Here is a 20,409-nt window from a genome sequence, read left to right on the forward strand (position 1 = left end):
CACGTGAAACAGGACACCCCGGACGACCTACGCGAGCCCCCGCCACCCCTCCGAGTCCACCCCGCCCGGCACCGGCGCCCCCGCCTCGTACGGCTCACGCGTGAAGACGAACGACGCGAGGTCGAGGTGGCTCACCGAACCGTCCGCCCGGCGCACGGCCTCGAGCCGCTCGCCCGCGAAGTACCCGTCGAGCCCCGTCCACGTCCCGTCCCCGTTGGGCCGGAACCGCGAACTGCGTCCCCCACCTGCCAGCGGCCCCAGCTCGACCGCCCCGTCGGCCACAAGCCGCAGCACAGACACATTGGTCCCCCAGTACCAGGGCCCGGCCAGCTCCAGAACCGCCGGGTCGACGTCCGGCAGCGGACGCCACGGCTCAGGGATGCGCGGCTCGGCCTCCGCCACGATCTGCAGGAGTTCCGCGGCCACAAGGGCCACCGGCAGCCCGGACGTGCAGTTGGCAAGGACCACCGCGACCACCCCGTCCTTCTCGCTCGTCCACAGCGACGCGATGAACCCGGGAAGCGAGCCCGAGTGCCCGGCCAGCGTGTATCCCTTCCCGCCGACCAGGTCCACTCCCAGGCCGTACGTCCGCTCCCAGTTCCCTGCCTCTGCGGGCGCCGCCGGCGTCTTCATCTCGCGGACCGAACCCACGCTGAGTACCCGGTCGTCGCCCTGGATCAGGAAGACGCCGAACCGCGCCAGGTCGGCGGTGGTGGACCACAGCTGTCCGGCCGGTGCCATCAGCCCCAGGTCCTCGGTGGGTTCGGGCAGCATCACGTCCGCCCAGGGGTGTACCGCCCAGCCACCGGCGTGCGGGGCCTGCGGATGGCCGCTGGTGCGGGTCATGCCGAGCGGCTCCAGGACCTCACGCCGCAGCACGTCCTCCCACGGCTCCCCACGCAACGCCTCCACCAGCGAACCGAGCAACGTGTAGCCGGGGTTGGAGTAGTGGTGCCGACGCCCGACGGGGTGCTTGAAGGGCTGCTCGCCCAGCACGTCGCTCAGCTCGGGACGCAGCGAGGCCGAGCTGCGCTCCCACCAGACACCCGGTGTCTCCGCTCCCAAGCCGCCCGTGTGTCCGAGGAGTTCCGCGATGGTCACCTCGCCCACGCCGGTCCCGGGCAGATGCTTCTCCAGCGGATCCGCGAGGTCGAGCACGCCCTCGTCGCGCAGTCGCATCACAAGGACCGCGGTGAACGTCTTGGTGATCGATCCGATGCGGTACTGAACATTCTCGTCCGGCGCGTGTCCCGCCACCGAAGTACGGGCCCCGGTCCACACCAACGCACCGTCCCGGGCGATCGCAGCGACCAGCGAAGGAGCCCGCCCCTCCGCCTGGGCGGTGGCAATGCGATGGGTCAGAGACCGGCGGGTGCTCGGCAGCAGCTCTTCATGAGTCATGGGCCCAGTCCATACGGGCGGGTGGCGCGCGTCGAGTCATTTCCGACTCCACCACCTGACCTGGCCGATCTTGTTTCACGTGAAACACCCCTGCACGCACGTCCCACGCCCCTCGCTGCCCCCCGGCCGAAGCCCCCCTCAAGCGACCACTTCACGCCGTTGTACGCACGCTTTGCAGCCGGTGCGTAACGCGATGCTCTCCATACCTACCGGGCGGTGGGAGTTTCATGATCGCTTCGGGACACCAGATCATCGCTCACAGGATCGACCGGCCTTCGCATGACCTTCGTACTGCCCGCGACGAGCGAAACCTACCCGCGCCGCTCCGCTAACATGATCCGACTCACGACGATCGCCTCGATCGCCCGCGTTCACCGAAATGCACGTCAGCCAGCACGAAGAGTCACCCAATAGCTAGCATCTACCAAATCGGCCAAACAATTGATACCTCACACGTCGCGGGCATTCTCGCGAATAAGAAGCAGAATTAATTTCACCGCGTGGCGTCAACCACGGCCGATGCTATGGGCCGCAGCAACTCTGGTGGCCCTGGGGTTCCTCATCGCGCTGGAGATCGCCGCGCGGCATTACGGTCTGCCGGGACCGATCACGAACCAGGCGCAAGAGGTGATTTTCGCGCCCAGTTCGGGCCCGCTGTTGTACGCCGGCATGGCGTTGATGATGGTGGTCCTCACCTGGCGGCAACGGTTCATCGCGCTCGGCGTCGCGGTCTGCATCGACATCCCCTTCTTCCTGGGGCGCTGGGCGGTCGACTCCAAGCTGACCTTCGGCAACGGCGCGTTGTGGGTGATGCTGGGCTGTGCGGTCATCGCCCTCACGCGCCGCACTGGCCGGGAACGCACCCTCCTGCTGAAGGGCGTCGGCCTCGGCCTGCTGCTCGTGGCCGGCCGCAAGACCGGCGACGCCTGGCTGTTGATCACCGCGAAGACCCGCCCGACGGTGCTCGACCAGTACGTGGCCACGGCCGACCACGCGCTGGGCAACCCGTCGTGGGTGGTGGGCCGCCTGGTCGCGGCCACCGGCCCGACGGGCATCCGTCTGCTCGACTTCGTCTATGTCCAGCTCGCGGTGGCCGCGGTCGTGGTCGCCCTGTACCAGCTGCGCCGCGTGTCCGTGGAGCGCCGCTTCCCGCGGCACCATCTGGTGCGCACGTTTCTGGTCATCGGCCTGCTCGGTCCCGGCATCTACATGATCTTCCCGGTGGTCGGGCCGATCTTCGCCTACGGCACCGGAAGCGAGCACTGGACCAACCCCGATCTGTGGCCCAGCACGCCTCCCACCGCGCAGTGGGCGGTGGCCAACCTGTGGCCGGACACCCCGCCGTCGATCAGCACCCCGCACCCGATCCCATTCGACGAGGTCACCCCGCGCAACTGCATGCCCAGCCTCCACACGGCATGGGCCACGGCGATCTTCATTCATTCCCGAAAGGGTCCGCGAATTCTCCGGTACGCGGGCACATTCTGGCTTTTGGCCACCCTCGGCGCGACGCTGGGATTCGGGTACCACTACGGCGTGGATATCATCGCCGGAGTGGTCTTCACCCTCACGATCGAAGCAGGACTGCGCACCCTCGACCGCGGCTGGGACCGCTCGGGAATTCGGTTCACCGCTTACGGCGCTACGGTATTCACCGCGCTTTTGCTCTCGTACCGCTTTCTGCCCGTGGAAATGGGCAAGAACCCGTGGCTGTTCGGACCACTGCTGCTGCTGGCAATGGGCTCGGTCATCTACGGCTACGTACGGACCACGAAACTGTGGGAGCCGAAGGCGACACTGGTCCGGCAACGCGAACCAGAATCGCAGCCGGAACTGGTTTGAGCCACACGGTTGCAGACGTAGGGCCCGTCCCCGAGTGGGGGCGGGCCCTACGTCTGCAGCGGGAGGGCCGGGCCCTACGTCTGTGCCATGTCCACGAAGCGCGAGTAGTGACCCTGGAAAGCGACCGTGATCGTCGCGGTCGGACCATTACGGTGCTTGCCCACGATGATGTCCGCCTCACCCGCGCGGGGTGACTCCTTCTCGTACGCATCCTCGCGGTGCAGCAGGATCACCATGTCCGCGTCCTGCTCGATGGAGCCGGATTCACGCAGGTCGGAGACCTGGGGCTTCTTGTCGGTGCGCTGCTCGGGACCACGGTTCAGCTGCGAGAGGGCGATCACCGGCACCTCTAGCTCCTTGGCGAGGAGCTTCAGGTTTCGCGACATGTCCGAGACTTCCTGCTGCCGGCTCTCGGCACGCTTGGAGCCGCCGGACTGCATCAGCTGCAGATAGTCGATGATCACGAGCTTGATGTCGGCGCGCTGCTTGAGGCGACGGCACTTGGCGCGGATCTCCATCATCGACAGGTTCGGGGAGTCGTCGATATAGAGCGGGGCGGCCGACACCTCGGGCATCCGGCGGGCGAGCCGGGTCCAGTCCTCGTCCGTCATCGTGCCGGAACGCATATGGTGCAGCGCCACCCGTGCCTCCGCGGACAGCAGACGCATCGCGATCTCGTTGCGCCCCATTTCCAGGGAGAAGATGACACTGGGCAGGTTGTGCTTGATGGACGCGGCCCGCGCGAAGTCGAGCGCCAGCGTGGACTTACCCATGGCGGGACGGGCCGCGATGACGACCATCTGGCCCGGGTGCAGACCGTTGGTGAGCGAGTCGAAGTCGGTGAAGCCCGTCGGCACACCCGTCATCTCGCCGCTGCGCGAGCCGATCGCCTCGATCTCGTCGAGCGCGCCCTCCATGATGTCGCCGAGCGGCAGATAGTCCTCGCTGGTGCGCTGCTCGGTAACGGCGTAGATCTCGGCCTGCGCGCTGTTGACGATCTCGTCCACATCGCCGTCGGCCGCGTACCCCATCTGCGTGATGCGCGTGCCGGCCTCGACCAGGCGGCGCAGGACCGCGCGCTCGTGGACGATCTCCGCGTAGTACTCGGCGTTCGCCGCCGTCGGGACGGTCTGGACGAGCGAGTGGAGGTACGAGGCGCCGCCGACCTTGGTGATCTCACCGCGCTTGGTGAGCTCGGCGGCGACGGTGATGGGGTCGGCGGGCTCGCCCTTGGCGTACAGGTCGAGGATCGCGATGAAGATCGTCTCGTGCGCCGGGCGGTAGAAGTCGTGGCCCTTGAGCACCTCGACGACGTCCGCGATGGCGTCCTTCGAAAGCAGCATGCCGCCGAGCACGGACTGCTCCGCGTCGAGGTCCTGCGGCGGGACGCGCTCGAAGGACGTGCCGCCGCTGTCCCAGCCGCCCTCCCTGCCCCGCTCATGCTGCTCCTGGCCGCGTCCGCCGTCGCGGCGCGGGCGGGAGACGGGCAGACGGTCCCCCGGACCGCTGTCGGCCCACGGGTCGTCCAAGGGCTCGGAAATACTCACCGGGCCACCTCCTCCCGTCCGCCACGCGGACCTCGCCGTGCCTCTCTTTCCTACGGCACGACACTGACAAATAAGGGGGCCCAACTCCGGTTCTGACGCGTCGGATTTGCGGGGTTTCCGCGATGGCAGGACGAGGCGGGCGCCGGACCACGGTAGGCCCGCGGGCACCGTCAGCCAATCTGGTTATCCACAGGCGGTGTGGATGACGGGCGCGATGCTGTGGAGAACCCCGCAAAACCTGTGCACGGTCCGGTGGACAGCCCTGTGAACAAGCCCTCATGACCTTTTCCACACCCACCTTGACCTGCACCTTTACCGTCCACCGGCTGTGCAGAAGAAAAACTTCCCCAGTCGGCCCAAGATCTTGACGAACCAGGCCCCGCCCAATGCGCACACCCGAACCAAGTAAGGGTCCTAAGGCAGTTGCATCTCTTACCTGTGGAAGATTAGATTGATGCTCATGACACAGGCTCCCGCGGCGCCCAAGGCCGCCCGGCGACGGCACGACCGAGAGATCGTCGCCCTCGCCGTCCCCGCCTTCGGCGCACTCGTGGCCGAGCCCCTCTTCCTCATGGCCGACAGCGCCATCGTCGGCCATCTCGGCACCGCCCAGCTCGCCGGCCTCGGCATCGCCTCGGCCCTCCTGGGAACGGCCGTCAGCGTCTTCGTCTTCCTCGCGTACGCCACCACGGCCGCCGTCGCCCGCCGCGTCGGCGCCGGAGACCTCCAGGCCGCGATCCGCCAAGGCATGGACGGCATCTGGCTCGCCCTGCTCCTCGGCGCCGCCGTCATCGCCGTCGCCCTGCCGACCGCACCCGCACTGGTCGACCTCTTCGGCGCCTCCGAGTCAGCGGCGCCGTACGCGGTCACGTACCTGCGGATCTCCATCCTCGGCATCCCCGCGATGCTCGTCGTGCTCGCCGCCACCGGCGTGCTCCGCGGCCTGCAGGACACCAAGACGCCGCTGTACGTCGCCGTCGGCGGCTTCGTCGCCAACGGCGCCCTGAACGTGCTCCTCGTCTACGGCTTCGGCTTCGGCATCGCCGGTTCCGCCTGGGGCACCGTCCTGGCCCAGTGCGGCATGGCAGCCATCTACCTCTACGTCGTCGTCCGCGGCGCCAAGCGGCACGGGGCCTCCCTGCGCCCCGACGCGGCCGGCATCAGGGCCTGCGCCCAGGCCGGAGTCCCCCTCCTGGCCCGCACGCTCGCCCTGCGCGCCATCGCGCTGATCGCGACAGCCGTGGCAGCACGCCTCGGCGACGCCGACGTGGCGGCCCACCAGATCGTCCTGTCCCTGTGGAGCCTGCTCTCCTTCGCCCTCGACGCCATCGCGATAGCCGGGCAGGCCATCATCGCCCGGTACCTGGGCGCCAATGACCCACAGGGCGCCCGCGACGTCTGCCGCCGCATGATCCAGTGGGGCTTCGTCTCGGGCGCCGCCCTGGGCCTGCTGGTCGTCGCGGCCCGCCCCGTGTTCGTCCCGCTGTTCTCCGGCGACTCCGCCGTCCAGGACGCGGCGCTGCCCGCCCTGATGGTGATAGCCCTCGCCCAGCCCATCTGCGGCATCGTCTACGTCCTCGACGGCGTCCTGATGGGCGCGGGGGACGGGCCGTACCTCGCCTGGGCCATGCTGGCCACCCTCGCGGTCTTCGCCCCCGTGGCGCTCCTCGTCCCCACCCTCGGCGGCGGCCTGACCACCCTGTGGGCCGCGATGACGCTCATGATGGCCGTGCGGGCACTGACCCTGTGGCTGCGGTCGCGCTCCGGGCGCTGGATCGTCACGGGCGCCACGCGCTGACGTCCAGGCGCCACCCGCCAGCCGCAGTGAGCGAACGTACCGAGTCTCCTCGTGCCGTGTTTCACGTGAAACACGGCACCCACAGCAGCGCACAGCAAAGGGGCCGCACCCGTAGGTGCGGCCCCTTCACTCAGTCCTGCGAGCGCATTGCTGCGACTCAGGCAGAGACGACCTCGACGTTGACCTTCGCGGCCACCTCGGGGTGCAGACGCACGGACGTCGCGTGGGCGCCCAGGGTCTTGATCGGCGCGCCGAGCTCGACACGACGCTTGTCGATCTTCGGGCCACCGGCAGCCTCGATCGCCGAAGCGACGTCAGCCGGGGTGACGGAGCCGAAGAGACGACCGGCGTCGCCGGAGCGGACGGCCAGGCGGACCTTGACGGCCTCGAGCTGGGCCTTGATCTCGTTGGCCTGCTCGATGGTCGCGATCTCGTGGATCTTGCGAGCACGACGGATCTGCTCGACGTCCTTCTCGCCGCCCTTGGTCCAGCGGATAGCGAACTTCCGCGGGATCAGGTAGTTGCGGGCGTAGCCGTCCTTGACGTCTACGACCTCGCCGGCGGCACCGAGGCCGGAGACCTCGTGGGTGAGGATGATCTTCATGTTTCGGTCACCCTTCCCTTATCGCGCGGTGGACGTGTAGGGCAGCAGCGCCATCTCACGGCTGTTCTTCACGGCCGTGGCGACGTCACGCTGGTGCTGCGTGCAGTTGCCGGTCACGCGGCGGGCACGGATCTTGCCGCGGTCGGAAATGAACTTCCGCAGCATGTTCGTGTCCTTGTAGTCCACGTACTGGACCTTGTCCTTGCAGAAAGCGCAGACCTTCTTCTTAGGCTTGCGCACAGGCGGCTTCGCCATGGTGTTTCTCCTGTGTGATCAAGAAGTGTGGGTACGACCCGCCTTCTCGCCCTGAGGCCCAGAGGCCCGAGGCTTAGAAGGGGGGCTCGTCCGAGTAGCCGCCACCGGAGCCGCCGGAGTTTCCACCCCAGCCGCCACCGCCGCCGCCCTGCTGCTGACCGCCACCGGCCGGCGCACCGGCCGCCCAGGGGTCGTCGGCGGGAGCACCGCCGCCACCCTGCTGCTGACCGCCGCCGGAGCCACCGCCCCAGCCGCCGCCCTGCTGGCCGCCGCCGCCACCGCCGCCGTACCCGCCCTGGCCGCCGCGACCGGTGGTCTTGGTGACCTTGGCCGTGGCGTTCTTCAGGCTGGCGCCGACTTCCTCGACGTCCAGCTCGTAGACCGTGCGCTTGATGCCCTCACGGTCCTCGTAGGACCGCTGCTTCAGCCGGCCCTGCACGATGACGCGCATGCCTCGCTGGAGCGACTCGGCGACGTTCTCCGCCGCCTGACGCCAGACCGAGCAGGTCAGGAACAGGCTCTCGCCGTCCTTCCACTCATTGGTCTGCCGGTCGAAGGTGCGGGGGGTGGACGCGACACGGAACTTCGCGACCGCCGCACCGGACGGGGTGAAGCGCAGCTCGGGGTCGTCGACAAGATTGCCGACAACCGTGATGACGGTCTCGCCTGCCATTGGGGGAACCTCTCGGCGGGTTTGCTGCTGGCTGCTTTTACTGCTACTCGGATCCCGAGTGCCGTCGAGCCCGAGGGCTCAACGGGCCTGAGCCAGAGGGCTCAGTGCATCTCGGGGCGGAGGACCTTGGTCCGGAGGACCGACTCGTTCAGGTTCATCTGGCGGTCGAGCTCCTTGACGACCGCAGGCTCGGCCTGCAGGTCGATGACCGAGTAGATGCCCTCGGGCTTCTTCTTGATCTCGTACGAGAGACGACGACGGCCCCAGGTGTCGACCTTCTCGACCTTTCCGTTGCCCTCACGGACGACGGAGAGGAAGTTCTCGATCAGCGGGGAGACAGCGCGCTCCTCGAGATCGGGGTCGAGGATGACCATCACCTCGTAGTGACGCATGTGGAACCCACCTCCTTTGGACTCAGCGGCCACGGTCGTTCCGTGGCAGGAGGGTCGTGATGCGTACGCAACGGTATCGGCCGCCACTGACAATCGGCCCCCGCGGACGGGGGCTCGTGCTGTGGCCTGGGCAGACACCGGTGCAGACGGTACAGACTACCTGCACCTTGCCTTCCGGTTGAAATCCGGCGGTGGGCGGGCAGAATCTGTACACATCGGGTGTGTATGGCGCTACAGTGCGCCGCCTTCCGCAGGAGGTGCCTCCATGGCACAGGCAATGCGACGTGACACCGCAGGCTCTCTCTTCGCCACCGACGGCAAGCCCCATCCGCTCCAGGACACGCTGCTCGGCGTGACGCTGGTGCTCGGGGCCATCGCCTTCGTGACCGCGATGTTCCACAACCTGCACCTGCTCAGTTCCTGGACCGGCCTGGTCGGGATCTTCACGGGGGCCTACGGCCAGTTCATCTCGGTGACGACCCGCGAGCGGTTCTTCCTGATCGTCGGGCTCGGCGCCTCGGCGGTCGGCTTCTTCCTGGGCATGGCGCACGGCGGACTCTTCGGGGGACTCTGGTAGCCGGCGAACTCCGGTGAACACACGGCGGACCTGCCGCTGAGGAACCCGCACCGCCCCTGGTCGGAGCACGACCGGGGACGAAGGTTCCATACGCCCAGACGGGGCGCTCGCAGGGCGCAGTAGGCTTCGGCGCGAGAGCCGGAGCCCCTGTACCCATGGGGACACACCAGCCCGAGGAGCGCCGCGAATGAGCCTGACCCTGAGGACCATCAGCCGAGAGCAGCATCTGGCGTACATCCAGAGCCTGCCGTCGGCAAGTCATTGCCAGGTCCCCGCATGGGCAGACGTGAAGAGCGAATGGCGCTCGGAGAACCTGGGCTGGTTCGACGACAGGACCGGCCAGCTGGTCGGCGTGGGCCTTGTCCTCTACCGCCAGTTGCCCAAGGTCAAGCGCTATCTCGCGTATCTGCCCGAGGGTCCGGTCATCAACTGGTACGCCCCGAACCTGGACGAGTGGCTCCAGCCGATGCTGGCGCACCTGAAGAAGCAGGGCGCCTTCTCCGTGAAGATGGGCCCGCCGGTCGTCATCCGCCGCTGGGACGCCCCCGCCATCAAGTCCGGCATCCAGAACCCGGACGTGAAGCGGCTGCGCGACGTCGAGGCGACGACCATCGAGCCGCGTGCCTTCGAGGTCTCGGACAAGCTCCGCCGCATGGGCTGGCAGCAGGGCGAGGACGGCGGCGCCGGCTTCGGTGACGTGCAGCCCCGCTATGTGTTCCAGGTGCCACTGGCCAACCGCGCCCTCGAGGACGTCCTCAAGAACTTCAACCAGCTGTGGCGCCGCAACATCAAGAAGGCCGAGAAGGCCGGCGTCGAGGTCGTCCAGGGCGGCTACCAGGACCTCGCCGAATGGCAGCGCCTCTACGAGATCACCGCGATCCGCGACAAGTTCCGCCCGCGACCGCTGGGTTACTTCCAGCAGATGTGGCAGACCCTCAACACCGAGGATCCCAACCGCATGCGGCTGTACTTCGCGCGGCACAACGGCGTGAACCTGTCGGCGGCGACGATGCTCGTCGTGGGTGGTCACGTCTGGTACTCCTACGGCGCGTCCGACAACATCGGGCGTGAGGTCAGGCCCTCGAACGCGATGCAGTGGCGGATGCTGCGCGACGCCTACGCGCTCGGTGCCTCCGTCTACGACCTGCGGGGCATCTCCGACTCGCTGGACGAGACGGACCACCTCTTCGGCCTGATCCAGTTCAAGGTCGGCACCGGCGGCGAGGCCGTGGAGTACGTCGGTGAGTGGGACTTCCCGCTGAACAAGCTGCTGCACAAGGCTCTCGACATCTACATGTCGCGTCGCTGATCCCGCACCGCTTCCTTCCGCATTTCCTTCCATACCTCTGTTACACCGCAGACACCAGAAAGGTTCCGGGACCAGCCATGGCGCTCACGCTCTATGTCGACACCGCGCGCTGGCGGGCACACCAGAAGCACATGCTGGAGCAGTTCCCGGGCATCGTCCCGGTCTGCAAGGGCAACGGCTACGGCTTCGGTCACGAGCGGCTCGCGGAGGAGGCCACGCGATTCGGCTCGGACGTGCTCGCCGTCGGCACGACCTACGAGGCCGCCCGGATCAAGGACTGGTTCGGCGGTGACCTGCTGGTCCTGACGCCGTTCCGCCGGGGCGAAGAGCCTGTGCCGCTGCCCGACCGCGTCATCCGCTCCGTGTCGTCGATCGACGGCGTGCACGGCCTCGTGGGCGCCCGCGTCGTCATCGAGGTCATGTCCTCCATGAAGCGGCACGGCGTCAGCGAGCAGGACCTTCCGCTGCTGCACGCGGCGATCGAGGACGTGCGCCTCGAGGGCTTCGCCATCCACCTGCCGCTCGACCGCACCGACGGCTCGGACGCCGTCGAGGAGGTCATCGCCTGGATGGACCGGCTGCGCGCCGCCCGCCTGCCGCTGCACACGATGTTCGTCAGCCACCTGAAGGCCGGTGAACTGGCCCGCCTCCAGCAGCAGTTCCCGCAGACCCGCTTCCGCGCGCGCATCGGCACGCAGCTGTGGCTCGGCGACCACCACGCGACCGAGTACCGGGGCGCCATCCTGGACGTCACGCGCGTCGTGAAGGGTGACCGTTTCGGCTACCGCCAGCAGAAGGTCGCCTCCGACGGCTGGCTGGTCGTCGTCGCGGGCGGTACGTCGCACGGCGTCGGCCTGGAGGCCCCGAAGGCACTGCACGGCATGATGCCGCGGGCGAAGGGCGTGGCCCGCGCGGGCCTCGCGACCGTCAACCGCAACCTGTCGCCGTTCGTCTGGGGCGACAAGCAGCGCTGGTTCGCCGAGCCGCCGCACATGCAGGTGTCGCTGCTCTTCGTGCCGTCGGACGCGCCGGAGCCGAAGGTGGGCGAGGAGCTGGTGGCCCACCTGCGGCACACGACCACGCAGTTCGACCGGATCGTGGACCGCTGAGTCGTCGGCTCGAAGGGTCGCTCCAAGAACATGCCGAAGGGCCGGTACGCCTCCCGCGTACCGGCCCTTCGGCTTGCTCGGCGAGGCAGGCTTGCACCTGCCCCGCACCCGCTCGTCCTGCCTTGTTCGCTCAGGGCGAACGGTCACTCCCCGTCCCCCACCGCACGCACGAGCCCGCTCCGTCCGGCGCGGCCTGCTGCGGCGGATGCGCCGCCGGACCGAGCACGAAGACGTCCGGAGCGCCGTCGAGGACCCCTCCGGAGGGGTCGTCCTCCCCGGTCCGTCGCACCACGTCCCGCTCCGGCATGAGGATGTCGCGCACCACGACGGCGCACAGATACAGCGTCCCCAACAGGTGGACCGCGATGGCCAGTTGGTAGCCCTCGGTCGGCAGGCCCTTGTGGGCGTCACCGCTCGTCGTGAACGCGAGATATCCCCAGATCCCCAGGAAGTACGCGACCTCGCACGCCTGCCAGATGAGGAAGTCGCGCCAGCGGGGGCGGGCCAGCGCGGCGAGCGGAATCAGCCACAGGACGTACTGCGGCGAGTAGACCTTGTTGGTGAGGATGAAGGCGGCGACCACCAGGAAGACCAGCTGCGCCAGCCGTGGGCGGCGCGGCGCGGTCAGGGCGAGGGCGGCCACTCCCAGACAGCAGAGGATCATCAGGGCGGCCGCGAGCTTGTTCACCGTGTCCGTGGTCAGCGGGTCGTCCATGCGCTGGGAGAGGATCAGCCAGAACGACCCGAAGTCGACCCCGCGCTCCTGGCTGAAGGTGTAGAACTTCGCCCAGCCCTCGCGGATGTGGAAACCCGCTGAGTCGTGGCTGATCATCACCGGCAGGTTCACCGCGAGCCAGGCGCCCACCGCGCTCCCCGCGGTCAGCCAGAAGGCCCGCCAGCGCCCGGCCCGCCAGCACAGCACGAGCAGCGGCCCGAGCAACAGCGCCGGATAGAGCTTGGCGGCCGCCGCGAGGCCGATGAGGATCCCCGCGGGCACGGCCCTCCCACGCGACCACATCAGCATCGCCAGGGCCGTCAGAGCGACCGCGAACAGGTCCCAGTTGATGGTGGCCGTCAGGGCGAAAGCAGGGGCCAGGGCGACGAGCAGGGCGTCCCAGGGCCGACGCCGGTGGATGCGGGTCACACAGACCGCGATGATGACCGTGCAGATCATCAGCATCCCGGCATTGACCATCCAGTAGACCTTCTCCTGGTGCTGGATGGATCCGCTGCCCGGCGTCAGCCAGGCGGCCACCTGCATGAAGAGACCGGTCAGCACCGGGTACTCGAGGTACTCCATGCCGACGTCGGCAGGCAGCTTGTCGAAGTACGGCACCAGTCCGTCGGCAAAGCCGCGCCCCTGGTAGAGGTGGGGGATGTCGGAGTAGCAGGCATGCGTGTACTGCGAGCTCGCGCCGACGAACCAGGCGCCGTTGTAGCAGGGCATCTTCTGCACCATGCCGAGTGCGAACATGCCGATCGCGACCAGTGCGATGACGCGTACCGGGGTCAGCCAGGCCATCGCCAGAAGGGCTCTACGACCGATCGGTCCGCCGATCAGCTCGCTGCCGGCCGCGGCGACCTCGTCCTGTTTCGTGGGGAGCACAGGCTGCGGGGCCTGCTCGGGTACGGACTGATGCGCGCGTGTGGGGGGCATCTTCTCTGCGCTGGGCATGGCGCACATCCTGCCGTACAGCTCTGAGAACTCCGGCGTACGTGCCCGAGAACCCGCCGTACCGCCGACAGACGGCCGAAGGCCGCCAGGCTCGCTGCCGGAGAGCACGACAGCTCTACAGCACGACAAGGCCGCCGCACCCTCGTCGGATGCGGCGGCCTTGTTTCACGTGAAACATGCCGTTTCCGTGGATCACGCCGTTTCACGTGAAACGTACGCGAGGCTCGGCTCAGCCGGTCGGGCCGACGAAGAGCCCTCCTTCGTTGTCGTTGCCGTTGTTCCCGCCGTTGCCATTGCCGCCGTTCGGCTGGCCGGTCGGCGGTGGTGACTCACCGCCGGAACCACCATCGGCACCGCCGTTGTCAGAGCCTCCGTCCGTCACCCCACCGTCGTCCTCACACCTGGGGTCCCAGGGCTTGCAGGACTCGGTCGGGTCGGGGGACTTGGTCGGCTCGGGAGGGTCGGAGGACTCGGTCTCGGTCGGGGTCGGCGACGGGGAGTCGCTCGGCTCCGGCTCCTCGGTCGGCGTCGGGGAGGGCGGCGGGATGTCTCCGACGATCTCACCGATCGGACCCGGCTCGGGGAACGGGATGGCGCGCTTCCCCTTGAGGGCCTCTTCCATGTAGTCCTGCCAGATCTGCGCGGGGAAGGAGGCGCCGTGGATCTTCTTCTCGCCGCCCGTCCCGAACATCTCCAGGAACTCGCGCTTGCTGTTGTTCTCGTCGTCGTCGAGCCGGTACATGCTGATCGCCGTCGACAGCTGCGGGGTGTAGCCGACGAACCAGGCGGACTTGTTGCCGTCGGTCGTACCGGTCTTGCCCGCCACCTGGCGGCCGGGCAGCTGGGCCGAGGTGCCGGTGCCCTTCTCGACGACGGTCTTCAGGACGTCGGTGACGTTGTTCGCGACCTCAGGACTGAAGGGGCTCTTGACCTGGGTGTCGTGCTGGTAGACCGTCTCGCCTTCCTTCTTGACCTCCTTCACCGAGAACGGATCCCGCTGCTTGCCCTGGTCGGCGAACGTGGCGTACGCCCCGGCCATGCGGATCGCGCTCGGTGACGAGGTACCGAGGGAGAAGGACGGGTAGGTGGCGCCCGCCATGGACTTGTCGTCCTTGAGGCCGGCGTCCATGGCCGCGGCCTTCACCTTGTCGAGCCCGACATCCATGCCGAGCTGGACATAGGCGGAGTTGACCGACTCCCGCATGGCCTCGCGGAGGTCGATCATGTAGGACGGCGGGTTGTACGACTGCTGACCGTCGTTGGTCTGCAGCCACTCCTTTCCGTCCTTGTCCTGCCAGACGGAGCCGTCGTAGTTCTTGATCTTGAGCTTGTTCTTGCCGCTGAACTTGCTCTTCGGGTCGACGATGGTGCGCGTGCCATCGCCCTGGACCTCTCCACCGCTCTTGGATCGGACGCCGTTCTTGAAGGCCGCCGCCAGCACGAAGGGCTTGTACGTCGAGCCGACCTGAGCACCGGTCGTGTCCGCGTTGTTGGTGAAGTGCTTCGTCGCGTCCTCACCACCGTAGATGGCCTCGATCGCCCCGCTCTTGGGGTTGACCGACGCGCCACCGAACTGGACGTGGGTGTCCTTGTCCGGGCGCAGCTTCGGCTTGATCTTGGCCTTGCGGACCTTCTCCACCGCGTCCTCGAGCTGCTTGACCTTCGTCTTGTCGAAGGTCGTGTGGATCTCGTAGCCACCCTGTTCGAGCTGCCCGGCGGTGATCTTGCCGTCGCTGTTGTTTATGACGTACGCCTTGGCGAGCGAGACCAGGTAGCCGATCTGGCCGCTCAGCTTGACGTTCGAGCGCGGGCTCTCCAGCTTCGGGAACTTCGTGTACTTGTTGCGGACCTCGGCGCTGAGGCGGCCGTCCTTGACCTCTTCGTCGAGGATCCACTTCCAGCGCTTCTTGGCACGCTCCGTGTTCGCGTCACGGCTGGCCGCGGGGTCGATCTCGGGGTAGCCGGCCGGGTCGTAGTACGTCGCGCCCTTGAGCACGGTCGCGAGGAGCGCGCACTGGCTCGGGTTCAGGTCCTCGGCGTCCTCACCGAAGTAGGCGCGGGCGGCGGCCTGGATGCCGTAGGCGTTGCGGCCGTAGTAGGCGGTGTTCAGATAGCCCGCCATGATGTCTTCCTTGCTCACCTCCCGGCCGACCTTTATGGAGATGAACAGTTCCTTGAACTTGCGCGTGAAGGTCTGCGACTGGTCGTCGAGGCGGGCGTTCTTCACGTACTGCTGCGTGATGGTCGAGCCACCCTGCGTCTGACCGCCCTTGGCCATGTTGACGACGGCCCGGGCGATGCCCATGGGGTCGACGCCCTTGTCCTTGTTGAAGGTCTTGTTCTCGGCCGAGATGACGGCGTTGCGCATCGCCCGCGGGATGTCCGCGTACTTGATGATCTGGCGGTTGGTCTCGCCACCGGTCGCGACCATCTGCGAGCCGTCGGCCCAGTAGTAGACGTTGTTCTGCGCCTTGGCCGCCTTGGCGACCTCCGGCACCTCGACGAGGGCGTACGCGATGCCGACGACCGCCAGCATGCTGCCGAGGAACCCGATGAACAGGCCGGTGACGAGCCGCCACGACGGCAGCCAGCGCCGCGCCCCGAACTTGCCCGCGCGCGGGTAGTCGATGAAGCGCTTCTTGGCGGGCTCGTGGCCACGCCCTCTGCCCCGCCCCCGGCCGGCGTTCTCGGCGGCCCTGCGACGGCCACCACCACCCCCGACAGAACCGTTGCGGGCCGCGCGCCGGGCCTCGGCGCGACCGCCGTAGGGCCGCTCCTCGCCCCCGGGGGCCCCCGGCCCGTACGACGACGGGGCTGACGGCGATGACGGCGATCCAGTGGCGTCACGCGGTGCTGCACGACGGCCCGACGGCGCTCCGGACGCGCCGGATGCGCCACGCCTGGCCGCGGCGCGTCCGCCGCCCTGCGGCTGCGGCGGTTTGCGACGGTGCTCGCTCATCGAACGACTACTCCTCGGGCAGGCGCGGGTCTCCGCGCCTGGAAACGGCGGCTGGTTTCCGGTCCCCCCGATGTACGGATGCGTCCGTTCCGGCACTCATCCGCACTGCACCGGGGACAGCGACGCCACCTCGCGTCACTTGGTTCCCGGCGGTATGCATGGCGCACAGACTACGCACCGTCAAAACCCTCTTAGGACCGAAGTTCACCCCAAAACAGGCAAGTTACTTCCTACGAATCGGTGATGTGATGCCGTTCACCGTGCCCCCTCTTGTCGCAGGCGGCACCTCGTTCTATCGTCGTGATGTATCGAGCCGATACATCAGGTCGGCATAAAGGGCCGTGTGCGGCAGACCGGGACAGACGGGAGGCGACGATGAGCAGACGCTCCGGCATCCTCGAGTTCGCCGTGCTCGGCCTGCTCCGCGAGTCCCCGATGCACGGCTACGAGCTGCGCAAGCGGCTCAACACCTCACTGGGTGTGTTCCGCGCCTTCAGCTACGGGTCGCTCTACCCATGCCTCAAGACTCTGGTCGCGAACGGCTGGTTGATCGAGGAATCGGGTGCTGCCGGAGAGGCCCTGGCTCCCCTCGCGGGGCGCCGCGCCAAGATCGTCTATCGGTTGACGGCTGAAGGTAAGGAACACTTCGAGGAACTGCTCTCGCAGACCGGCCCCGATGCGTACGAGGACGAGCACTTCGCTGCCCGCTTCGCCTTCTTCGGCCAGACCTCGCGGGACGTGCGGATGCGGGTGCTAGAGGGCCGCCGCAGCCGCCTGGAGGAGCGCCTGGAGAAGATGCGCGCCTCCTTGGCCCGCACCCGGGAGCGCCTCGACGACTACACGCTTGAGCTGCAGCGGCACGGGATGGAGTCCGTGGAGCGCGAAGTGCGCTGGCTGAACGAGCTCATCGAGAGCGAGCGCGCGGGACGCGACCAGCAACGGTCCGCCTCCGACGGCTCCGCTCAGCAGAACAGCACATCTGGGGAGTCGGGCGTCCTGCCCCGGCGGCGGGGCAGCACCCCGCCGCCGGATGCGTCCGACGACACCACCAAGTGAGCCTCCGCAGTCGGCGGAGGCTCATCCGGAATACCGAGATCACACAGGGAGCAACCGGAATGGGTTCGGTTCGCGTAGCCATCGTCGGCGTGGGCAACTGCGCCGCCTCGCTGGTCCAGGGCGTCGAGTACTACAAGGACGCAGACCCGGACGCCAAGGTCCCGGGCCTGATGCACGTCCAGTTCGGCGACTACCACGTCGGTGACGTCGAGTTCGTCGCCGCCTTCGACGTCGACGCGAAGAAGGTCGGCCTCGACCTCGCGGACGCGATCGGTGCCAGCGAGAACAACACCATCAAGATCTGCGACGTGCCGAACTCCGGCGTGCAGGTCCAGCGCGGCCACACCTACGACGGCCTGGGCAAGTACTACCGCCAGACCATCGAGGAGTCCGCCGAGGCCCCGGTCGACGTCGTCCAGATCCTCAAGGACCGCAAGGTCGACGTCCTGGTCTGCTACCTGCCGGTCGGCTCCGAGGACGCGGCGAAGTTCTACGCCCAGTGCGCCATCGACGCCAAGGTCGCCTTCGTCAACGCCCTCCCGGTCTTCATCGCCGGCACCAAGGAGTGGGCGGACAAGTTCACCGAGGCGGGCGTCCCGATCGTCGGCGACGACATCAAGTCGCAGGTCGGCGCGACCATCACGCACCGCGTGATGGCGAAGCTGTTCGAGGACCGCGGTGTCCGTCTTGAGCGCACCATGCAGCTCAACGTCGGCGGCAACATGGACTTCAAGAACATGCTGGAGCGCGACCGCCTCGAGTCCAAGAAGATCTCGAAGACGCAGGCCGTCACCTCGCAGATCCCCGACCGCGAGCTGGGCGAGAAGAACGTCCACATCGGCCCGTCGGACTACGTCGCGTGGCTCGACGACCGCAAGTGGGCGTACGTCCGCCTCGAGGGCCGCGCCTTCGGCGACGTCCCGCTGAACCTGGAGTACAAGCTCGAGGTCTGGGACTCCCCGAACTCCGCGGGTGTCATCATCGACGCCCTGCGCGCCGCGAAGATCGCCAAGGACCGCGGCATCGGCGGCCCGATCCTGTCGGCGTCCTCGTACTTCATGAAGTCCCCGCCGGTGCAGTACTTCGACGACGAGGCCTTCGAGAACGTCGAGAAGTTCATCAAGGGCGAGGTCGAGCGCTGAGCCGAGCGCCAGCTCAACCGCTGGGCCGACGCTTGAGTCGGCCGCTTCGGTAGCCAGTCGGGGTCCCCGGGTCGTATGCGCCCGGGGACCCCGCTCGTATGTGAGGCTGTGCCCCATGGCTGTCGTCGGTGACCTGCGCGTTCTTCTGCGGCTGCGGGATTTCCGGCGTCTGCTGACCGTGCGGCTCGTCTCCCAGGGCGCGGACGGTGTCTTCCAGGTCGCGCTCGCCGCGTACGTGGTCTTCTCGCCGGAGAAGGAGACGTCCGCCGCGGCGATCGCCTCCGCGATGGCGGTGCTGCTCCTTCCGTACTCCCTCGTCGGCCCGTTCGCGGGCGTCCTGCTCGACCGCTGGCGACGGCGCCAGGTACTGCTGTACGGCAATGTGCTGCGGGCCGCCCTCGCCTGCGTGACCGCCGTGCTGATCCTCAGCGACACCCCGGACTGGCTCTTCTACGCCTCCGCGCTCTGCGTCACGGCCGTCAACCGCTTCGTCCTCGCCGGGCTCTCGGCGGCGCTGCCGCGCGTCGTCGACTCCGAGCGCCTGGTCCTGGCCAACTCCATCTCCCCGACCGCGGGCACCCTGGCCGCCACCGCGGGCGGCGGTCTCGCCTTCGCGGTACGCATCGTGGCTGCGGACTCGGACGCGGCCGTGGTCCTCCTCGGCGCCGCGCTCTATCTGTGCGCCGCGCTCGCCTCCCTGCGCATGTCCCGTGAACTCCTCGGTCCCGATCCGGAGTTGGTGCAGCCTCACCTGCGCACGGCGCTCGCCGGGACCGCACGCGGTCTCCTTGCCGGCGTACGCCATCTCGCCGAGCGCCGCCCGGCCGCGCACGCTCTGGTGTCGATGACGCTGATGCGGTTCTGCTTCGGCGCGCTCACGGTCATGGTGCTGATGCTGTGCCGGTACGCGTGGGGGTCGACGGAGGACGACGGGCTCGCGCTGCTCGGGGTCGCCGTGGGGATCTCCGGTACGGGGTTCTTCGCGGCGGCCGTGGTGACGCCGTGGGCAGCGGGGCGCGTCGGGCCGCGCGGCTGGCTCGTGCTCTGCGCCGCCGCGGCGGCCGTCCTGGAGCCCGCGCTCGGCCTGGCCTTCGCGCCGGTGCCGATGTTCATCGCCGCCTTCGTCCTGGGGCTGACCACCCAGGGCGCGAAGATCGCCACGGACACGGTCGTCCAGGCCGCCGTGGACGACGGCTTCCGGGGCCGGGTCTTCTCCCTCTACGACGTCCTCTTCAACGTCTCCTTCGTCGGCGCGGCAGCCGTCGCCGCCCTGATGCTGCCCCCGGACGGAAGATCGGCTTCCTTGGTTGTCACGGTGGCCGTTATTTACGCGGCGATTGCTGTGGCTATGGCCAGGTTTGACGACCAGTAAGTGTCACATCAGTGCCACAGAGGTCCGCTGAGCTTCAATCCACGCTCGGGATCTCGGTAACTTACGGGGGTCGTTTCGCGCCATCGCGCATCCCAGCCACACGCCTTGCGCTCTCTTCTAGGGGGATCCCCGTGTCCACTCCGCCGCCCCAGGGCCAGAATCCGTTCGCCCAGGGCCAGCAGCCCTACGGCCAGCAGCCTCAGGGCGGTGCGCCGTACGGCCAGCCCCAGGGTGGGGGCGACCCGTACAACCAGGCCCCTGGCCAGCCGTACCCGCCGCAGCCGGGCGCTCCGCAGCAGCCGGGCGTGCCGTTCTACCAGGGCGGCCCGGACCCGGTGGCGCCGCGCAAGAGCAAGAAGAAGCTCATATTCTCGATCGTGGGTGTCGCCATCGTCGCCCTGATCGCGGGTGGCGCGGTCCTGGCCGGCAAGGACGAGGCAGCCGCAGCCGAGGTCGGCGACTGCATGAGCGTCGGCAACCCGACGAGCTCCACCGACCCGGACTTGAAGATCGTGGACTGCGGCGACAGCAAGGCCGCGTACAAGGTCGCAGAGAAGAAGGACAGCGGAACCTGCGACATCAGGAAGTACGCCCAGTATCGGGAGACGGGTCGCGGCGACGACTTCACGCTATGCTTGGAGAAGCTGAAGAAGTAAGCAGCCTGCATGCATGAAGCGGGGCGATGTTTCACGTGAAAC

The 20,409-nt window shown here is 68.2% G+C and carries 17 protein-coding genes; 9 read left to right on the plus strand and 8 right to left on the minus strand.

Going from position 1 to position 20,409, the window contains the following annotated elements; all coding sequences use genetic code 11:
- Positions 1 to 27 precede the first annotated feature (27 nt).
- On the minus strand, positions 28 to 1,401 hold the full coding sequence (locus AB6L24_RS24585) for a serine hydrolase domain-containing protein (RefSeq protein WP_405658507.1): 1,374 nt from the start codon (positions 1,399 to 1,401) through the stop codon (positions 28 to 30).
- A gap of 519 nt (positions 1,402 to 1,920) precedes the next feature.
- Here AB6L24_RS24585 and AB6L24_RS24590 point away from each other — a divergent pair.
- Complete coding sequence (locus tag AB6L24_RS24590; protein ID WP_405658509.1) at positions 1,921 to 3,243, plus strand: phosphatase PAP2 family protein; 1,323 nt, start codon at positions 1,921 to 1,923, stop codon at positions 3,241 to 3,243.
- A gap of 74 nt (positions 3,244 to 3,317) precedes the next feature.
- Here the strand turns inward: AB6L24_RS24590 and dnaB are convergent, their stop codons facing one another.
- On the minus strand, positions 3,318 to 4,790 hold the full coding sequence (gene dnaB, locus AB6L24_RS24595; RefSeq protein WP_030357789.1) for a replicative DNA helicase: 1,473 nt from the start codon (positions 4,788 to 4,790) through the stop codon (positions 3,318 to 3,320).
- 460 nt (positions 4,791 to 5,250) lie between these two features.
- Between dnaB and AB6L24_RS24600 the strand changes: the two genes are divergently transcribed.
- Complete coding sequence (locus tag AB6L24_RS24600; protein WP_380843126.1) at positions 5,251 to 6,588, plus strand: MATE family efflux transporter; 1,338 nt, start codon at positions 5,251 to 5,253, stop codon at positions 6,586 to 6,588.
- Positions 6,589 to 6,745: 157 nt separating this feature from the next.
- Here AB6L24_RS24600 and rplI read toward each other — a convergent pair whose 3' ends face one another.
- From rplI to rpsF, 4 genes are all read right to left on the minus strand, one after another.
- Positions 6,746 to 7,192 carry a 50S ribosomal protein L9 gene (gene rplI / locus AB6L24_RS24605; protein ID WP_189731142.1) on the minus strand — a complete coding sequence of 149 codons (447 nt, stop codon included), beginning with the start codon at positions 7,190 to 7,192 and terminating at the stop codon, positions 6,746 to 6,748.
- A gap of 18 nt (positions 7,193 to 7,210) precedes the next feature.
- Complete coding sequence (gene rpsR, locus AB6L24_RS24610; protein ID WP_006381652.1) at positions 7,211 to 7,447, minus strand: 30S ribosomal protein S18; 237 nt, start codon at positions 7,445 to 7,447, stop codon at positions 7,211 to 7,213.
- A 73-nt stretch (positions 7,448 to 7,520) separates the two neighbouring features.
- The gene (locus AB6L24_RS24615) at positions 7,521 to 8,120 is read right to left on the minus strand and encodes a single-stranded DNA-binding protein (RefSeq protein ID WP_405658514.1); all 600 of its coding nucleotides are present in this window, start codon (positions 8,118 to 8,120) and stop codon (positions 7,521 to 7,523) included.
- Between the two features lie 101 nt (positions 8,121 to 8,221).
- Positions 8,222 to 8,512 (minus strand): 30S ribosomal protein S6, encoded by a 291-nt coding sequence (rpsF, locus tag AB6L24_RS24620; RefSeq protein WP_016644628.1) that lies wholly within the window; start codon positions 8,510 to 8,512, stop codon positions 8,222 to 8,224.
- A gap of 265 nt (positions 8,513 to 8,777) precedes the next feature.
- On the opposite strand from rpsF, the gene AB6L24_RS24625 reads away from it, so the two are divergent.
- The 3 genes from AB6L24_RS24625 to AB6L24_RS24635 all read left to right on the plus strand — a co-directional run bounded on the left by AB6L24_RS24625 (position 8,778) and on the right by AB6L24_RS24635 (position 11,507).
- Positions 8,778 to 9,089, plus strand: a complete 312-nt coding sequence (locus AB6L24_RS24625; RefSeq protein ID WP_030357785.1) for a hypothetical protein — start codon at positions 8,778 to 8,780, stop codon at positions 9,087 to 9,089.
- Between the two features lie 187 nt (positions 9,090 to 9,276).
- Positions 9,277 to 10,398 (plus strand): peptidoglycan bridge formation glycyltransferase FemA/FemB family protein, encoded by a 1,122-nt coding sequence (locus AB6L24_RS24630; RefSeq protein ID WP_190118555.1) that lies wholly within the window; start codon positions 9,277 to 9,279, stop codon positions 10,396 to 10,398.
- 77 nt (positions 10,399 to 10,475) lie between these two features.
- A complete protein-coding gene (locus AB6L24_RS24635) occupies positions 10,476 to 11,507 on the plus strand; it encodes an alanine racemase (protein WP_289948502.1) in 1,032 nt (343 codons plus the stop codon).
- A gap of 130 nt (positions 11,508 to 11,637) precedes the next feature.
- Here the strand turns inward: AB6L24_RS24635 and AB6L24_RS24640 are convergent, their stop codons facing one another.
- Positions 11,638 to 13,191 (minus strand): glycosyltransferase family 87 protein, encoded by a 1,554-nt coding sequence (locus AB6L24_RS24640; RefSeq protein ID WP_405658517.1) that lies wholly within the window; start codon positions 13,189 to 13,191, stop codon positions 11,638 to 11,640.
- Positions 13,192 to 13,411: 220 nt separating this feature from the next.
- On the minus strand, positions 13,412 to 16,141 hold the full coding sequence (locus AB6L24_RS24645; RefSeq protein WP_405658520.1) for a transglycosylase domain-containing protein: 2,730 nt from the start codon (positions 16,139 to 16,141) through the stop codon (positions 13,412 to 13,414).
- A gap of 375 nt (positions 16,142 to 16,516) precedes the next feature.
- Here AB6L24_RS24645 and AB6L24_RS24650 point away from each other — a divergent pair, with 375 nt between their 5' ends.
- The 4 genes from AB6L24_RS24650 (at position 16,517) to AB6L24_RS24665 (ending at position 20,367) form a co-directional block, all read left to right on the plus strand.
- Positions 16,517 to 17,197 carry a helix-turn-helix transcriptional regulator gene (locus tag AB6L24_RS24650; protein WP_380843117.1) on the plus strand — a complete coding sequence of 227 codons (681 nt, stop codon included), beginning with the start codon at positions 16,517 to 16,519 and terminating at the stop codon, positions 17,195 to 17,197.
- Between the two features lie 59 nt (positions 17,198 to 17,256).
- Positions 17,257 to 18,339: an inositol-3-phosphate synthase gene (locus AB6L24_RS24655; protein WP_030357779.1), complete on the plus strand. Its 1,083-nt coding sequence runs from the start codon at positions 17,257 to 17,259 to the stop codon at positions 18,337 to 18,339.
- A 115-nt stretch (positions 18,340 to 18,454) separates the two neighbouring features.
- Positions 18,455 to 19,711 (plus strand): MFS transporter, encoded by a 1,257-nt coding sequence (locus AB6L24_RS24660; protein WP_405658523.1) that lies wholly within the window; start codon positions 18,455 to 18,457, stop codon positions 19,709 to 19,711.
- Between the two features lie 131 nt (positions 19,712 to 19,842).
- The gene (locus tag AB6L24_RS24665) at positions 19,843 to 20,367 is read left to right on the plus strand and encodes a hypothetical protein (protein WP_405658525.1); all 525 of its coding nucleotides are present in this window, start codon (positions 19,843 to 19,845) and stop codon (positions 20,365 to 20,367) included.
- Positions 20,368 to 20,409 lie beyond the last annotated feature (42 nt).

This window comes from Streptomyces sp. RK9 (assembly GCF_045070545.1).
Lineage (GTDB): Bacteria > Actinomycetota > Actinomycetes > Streptomycetales > Streptomycetaceae > Streptomyces > Streptomyces alboflavus.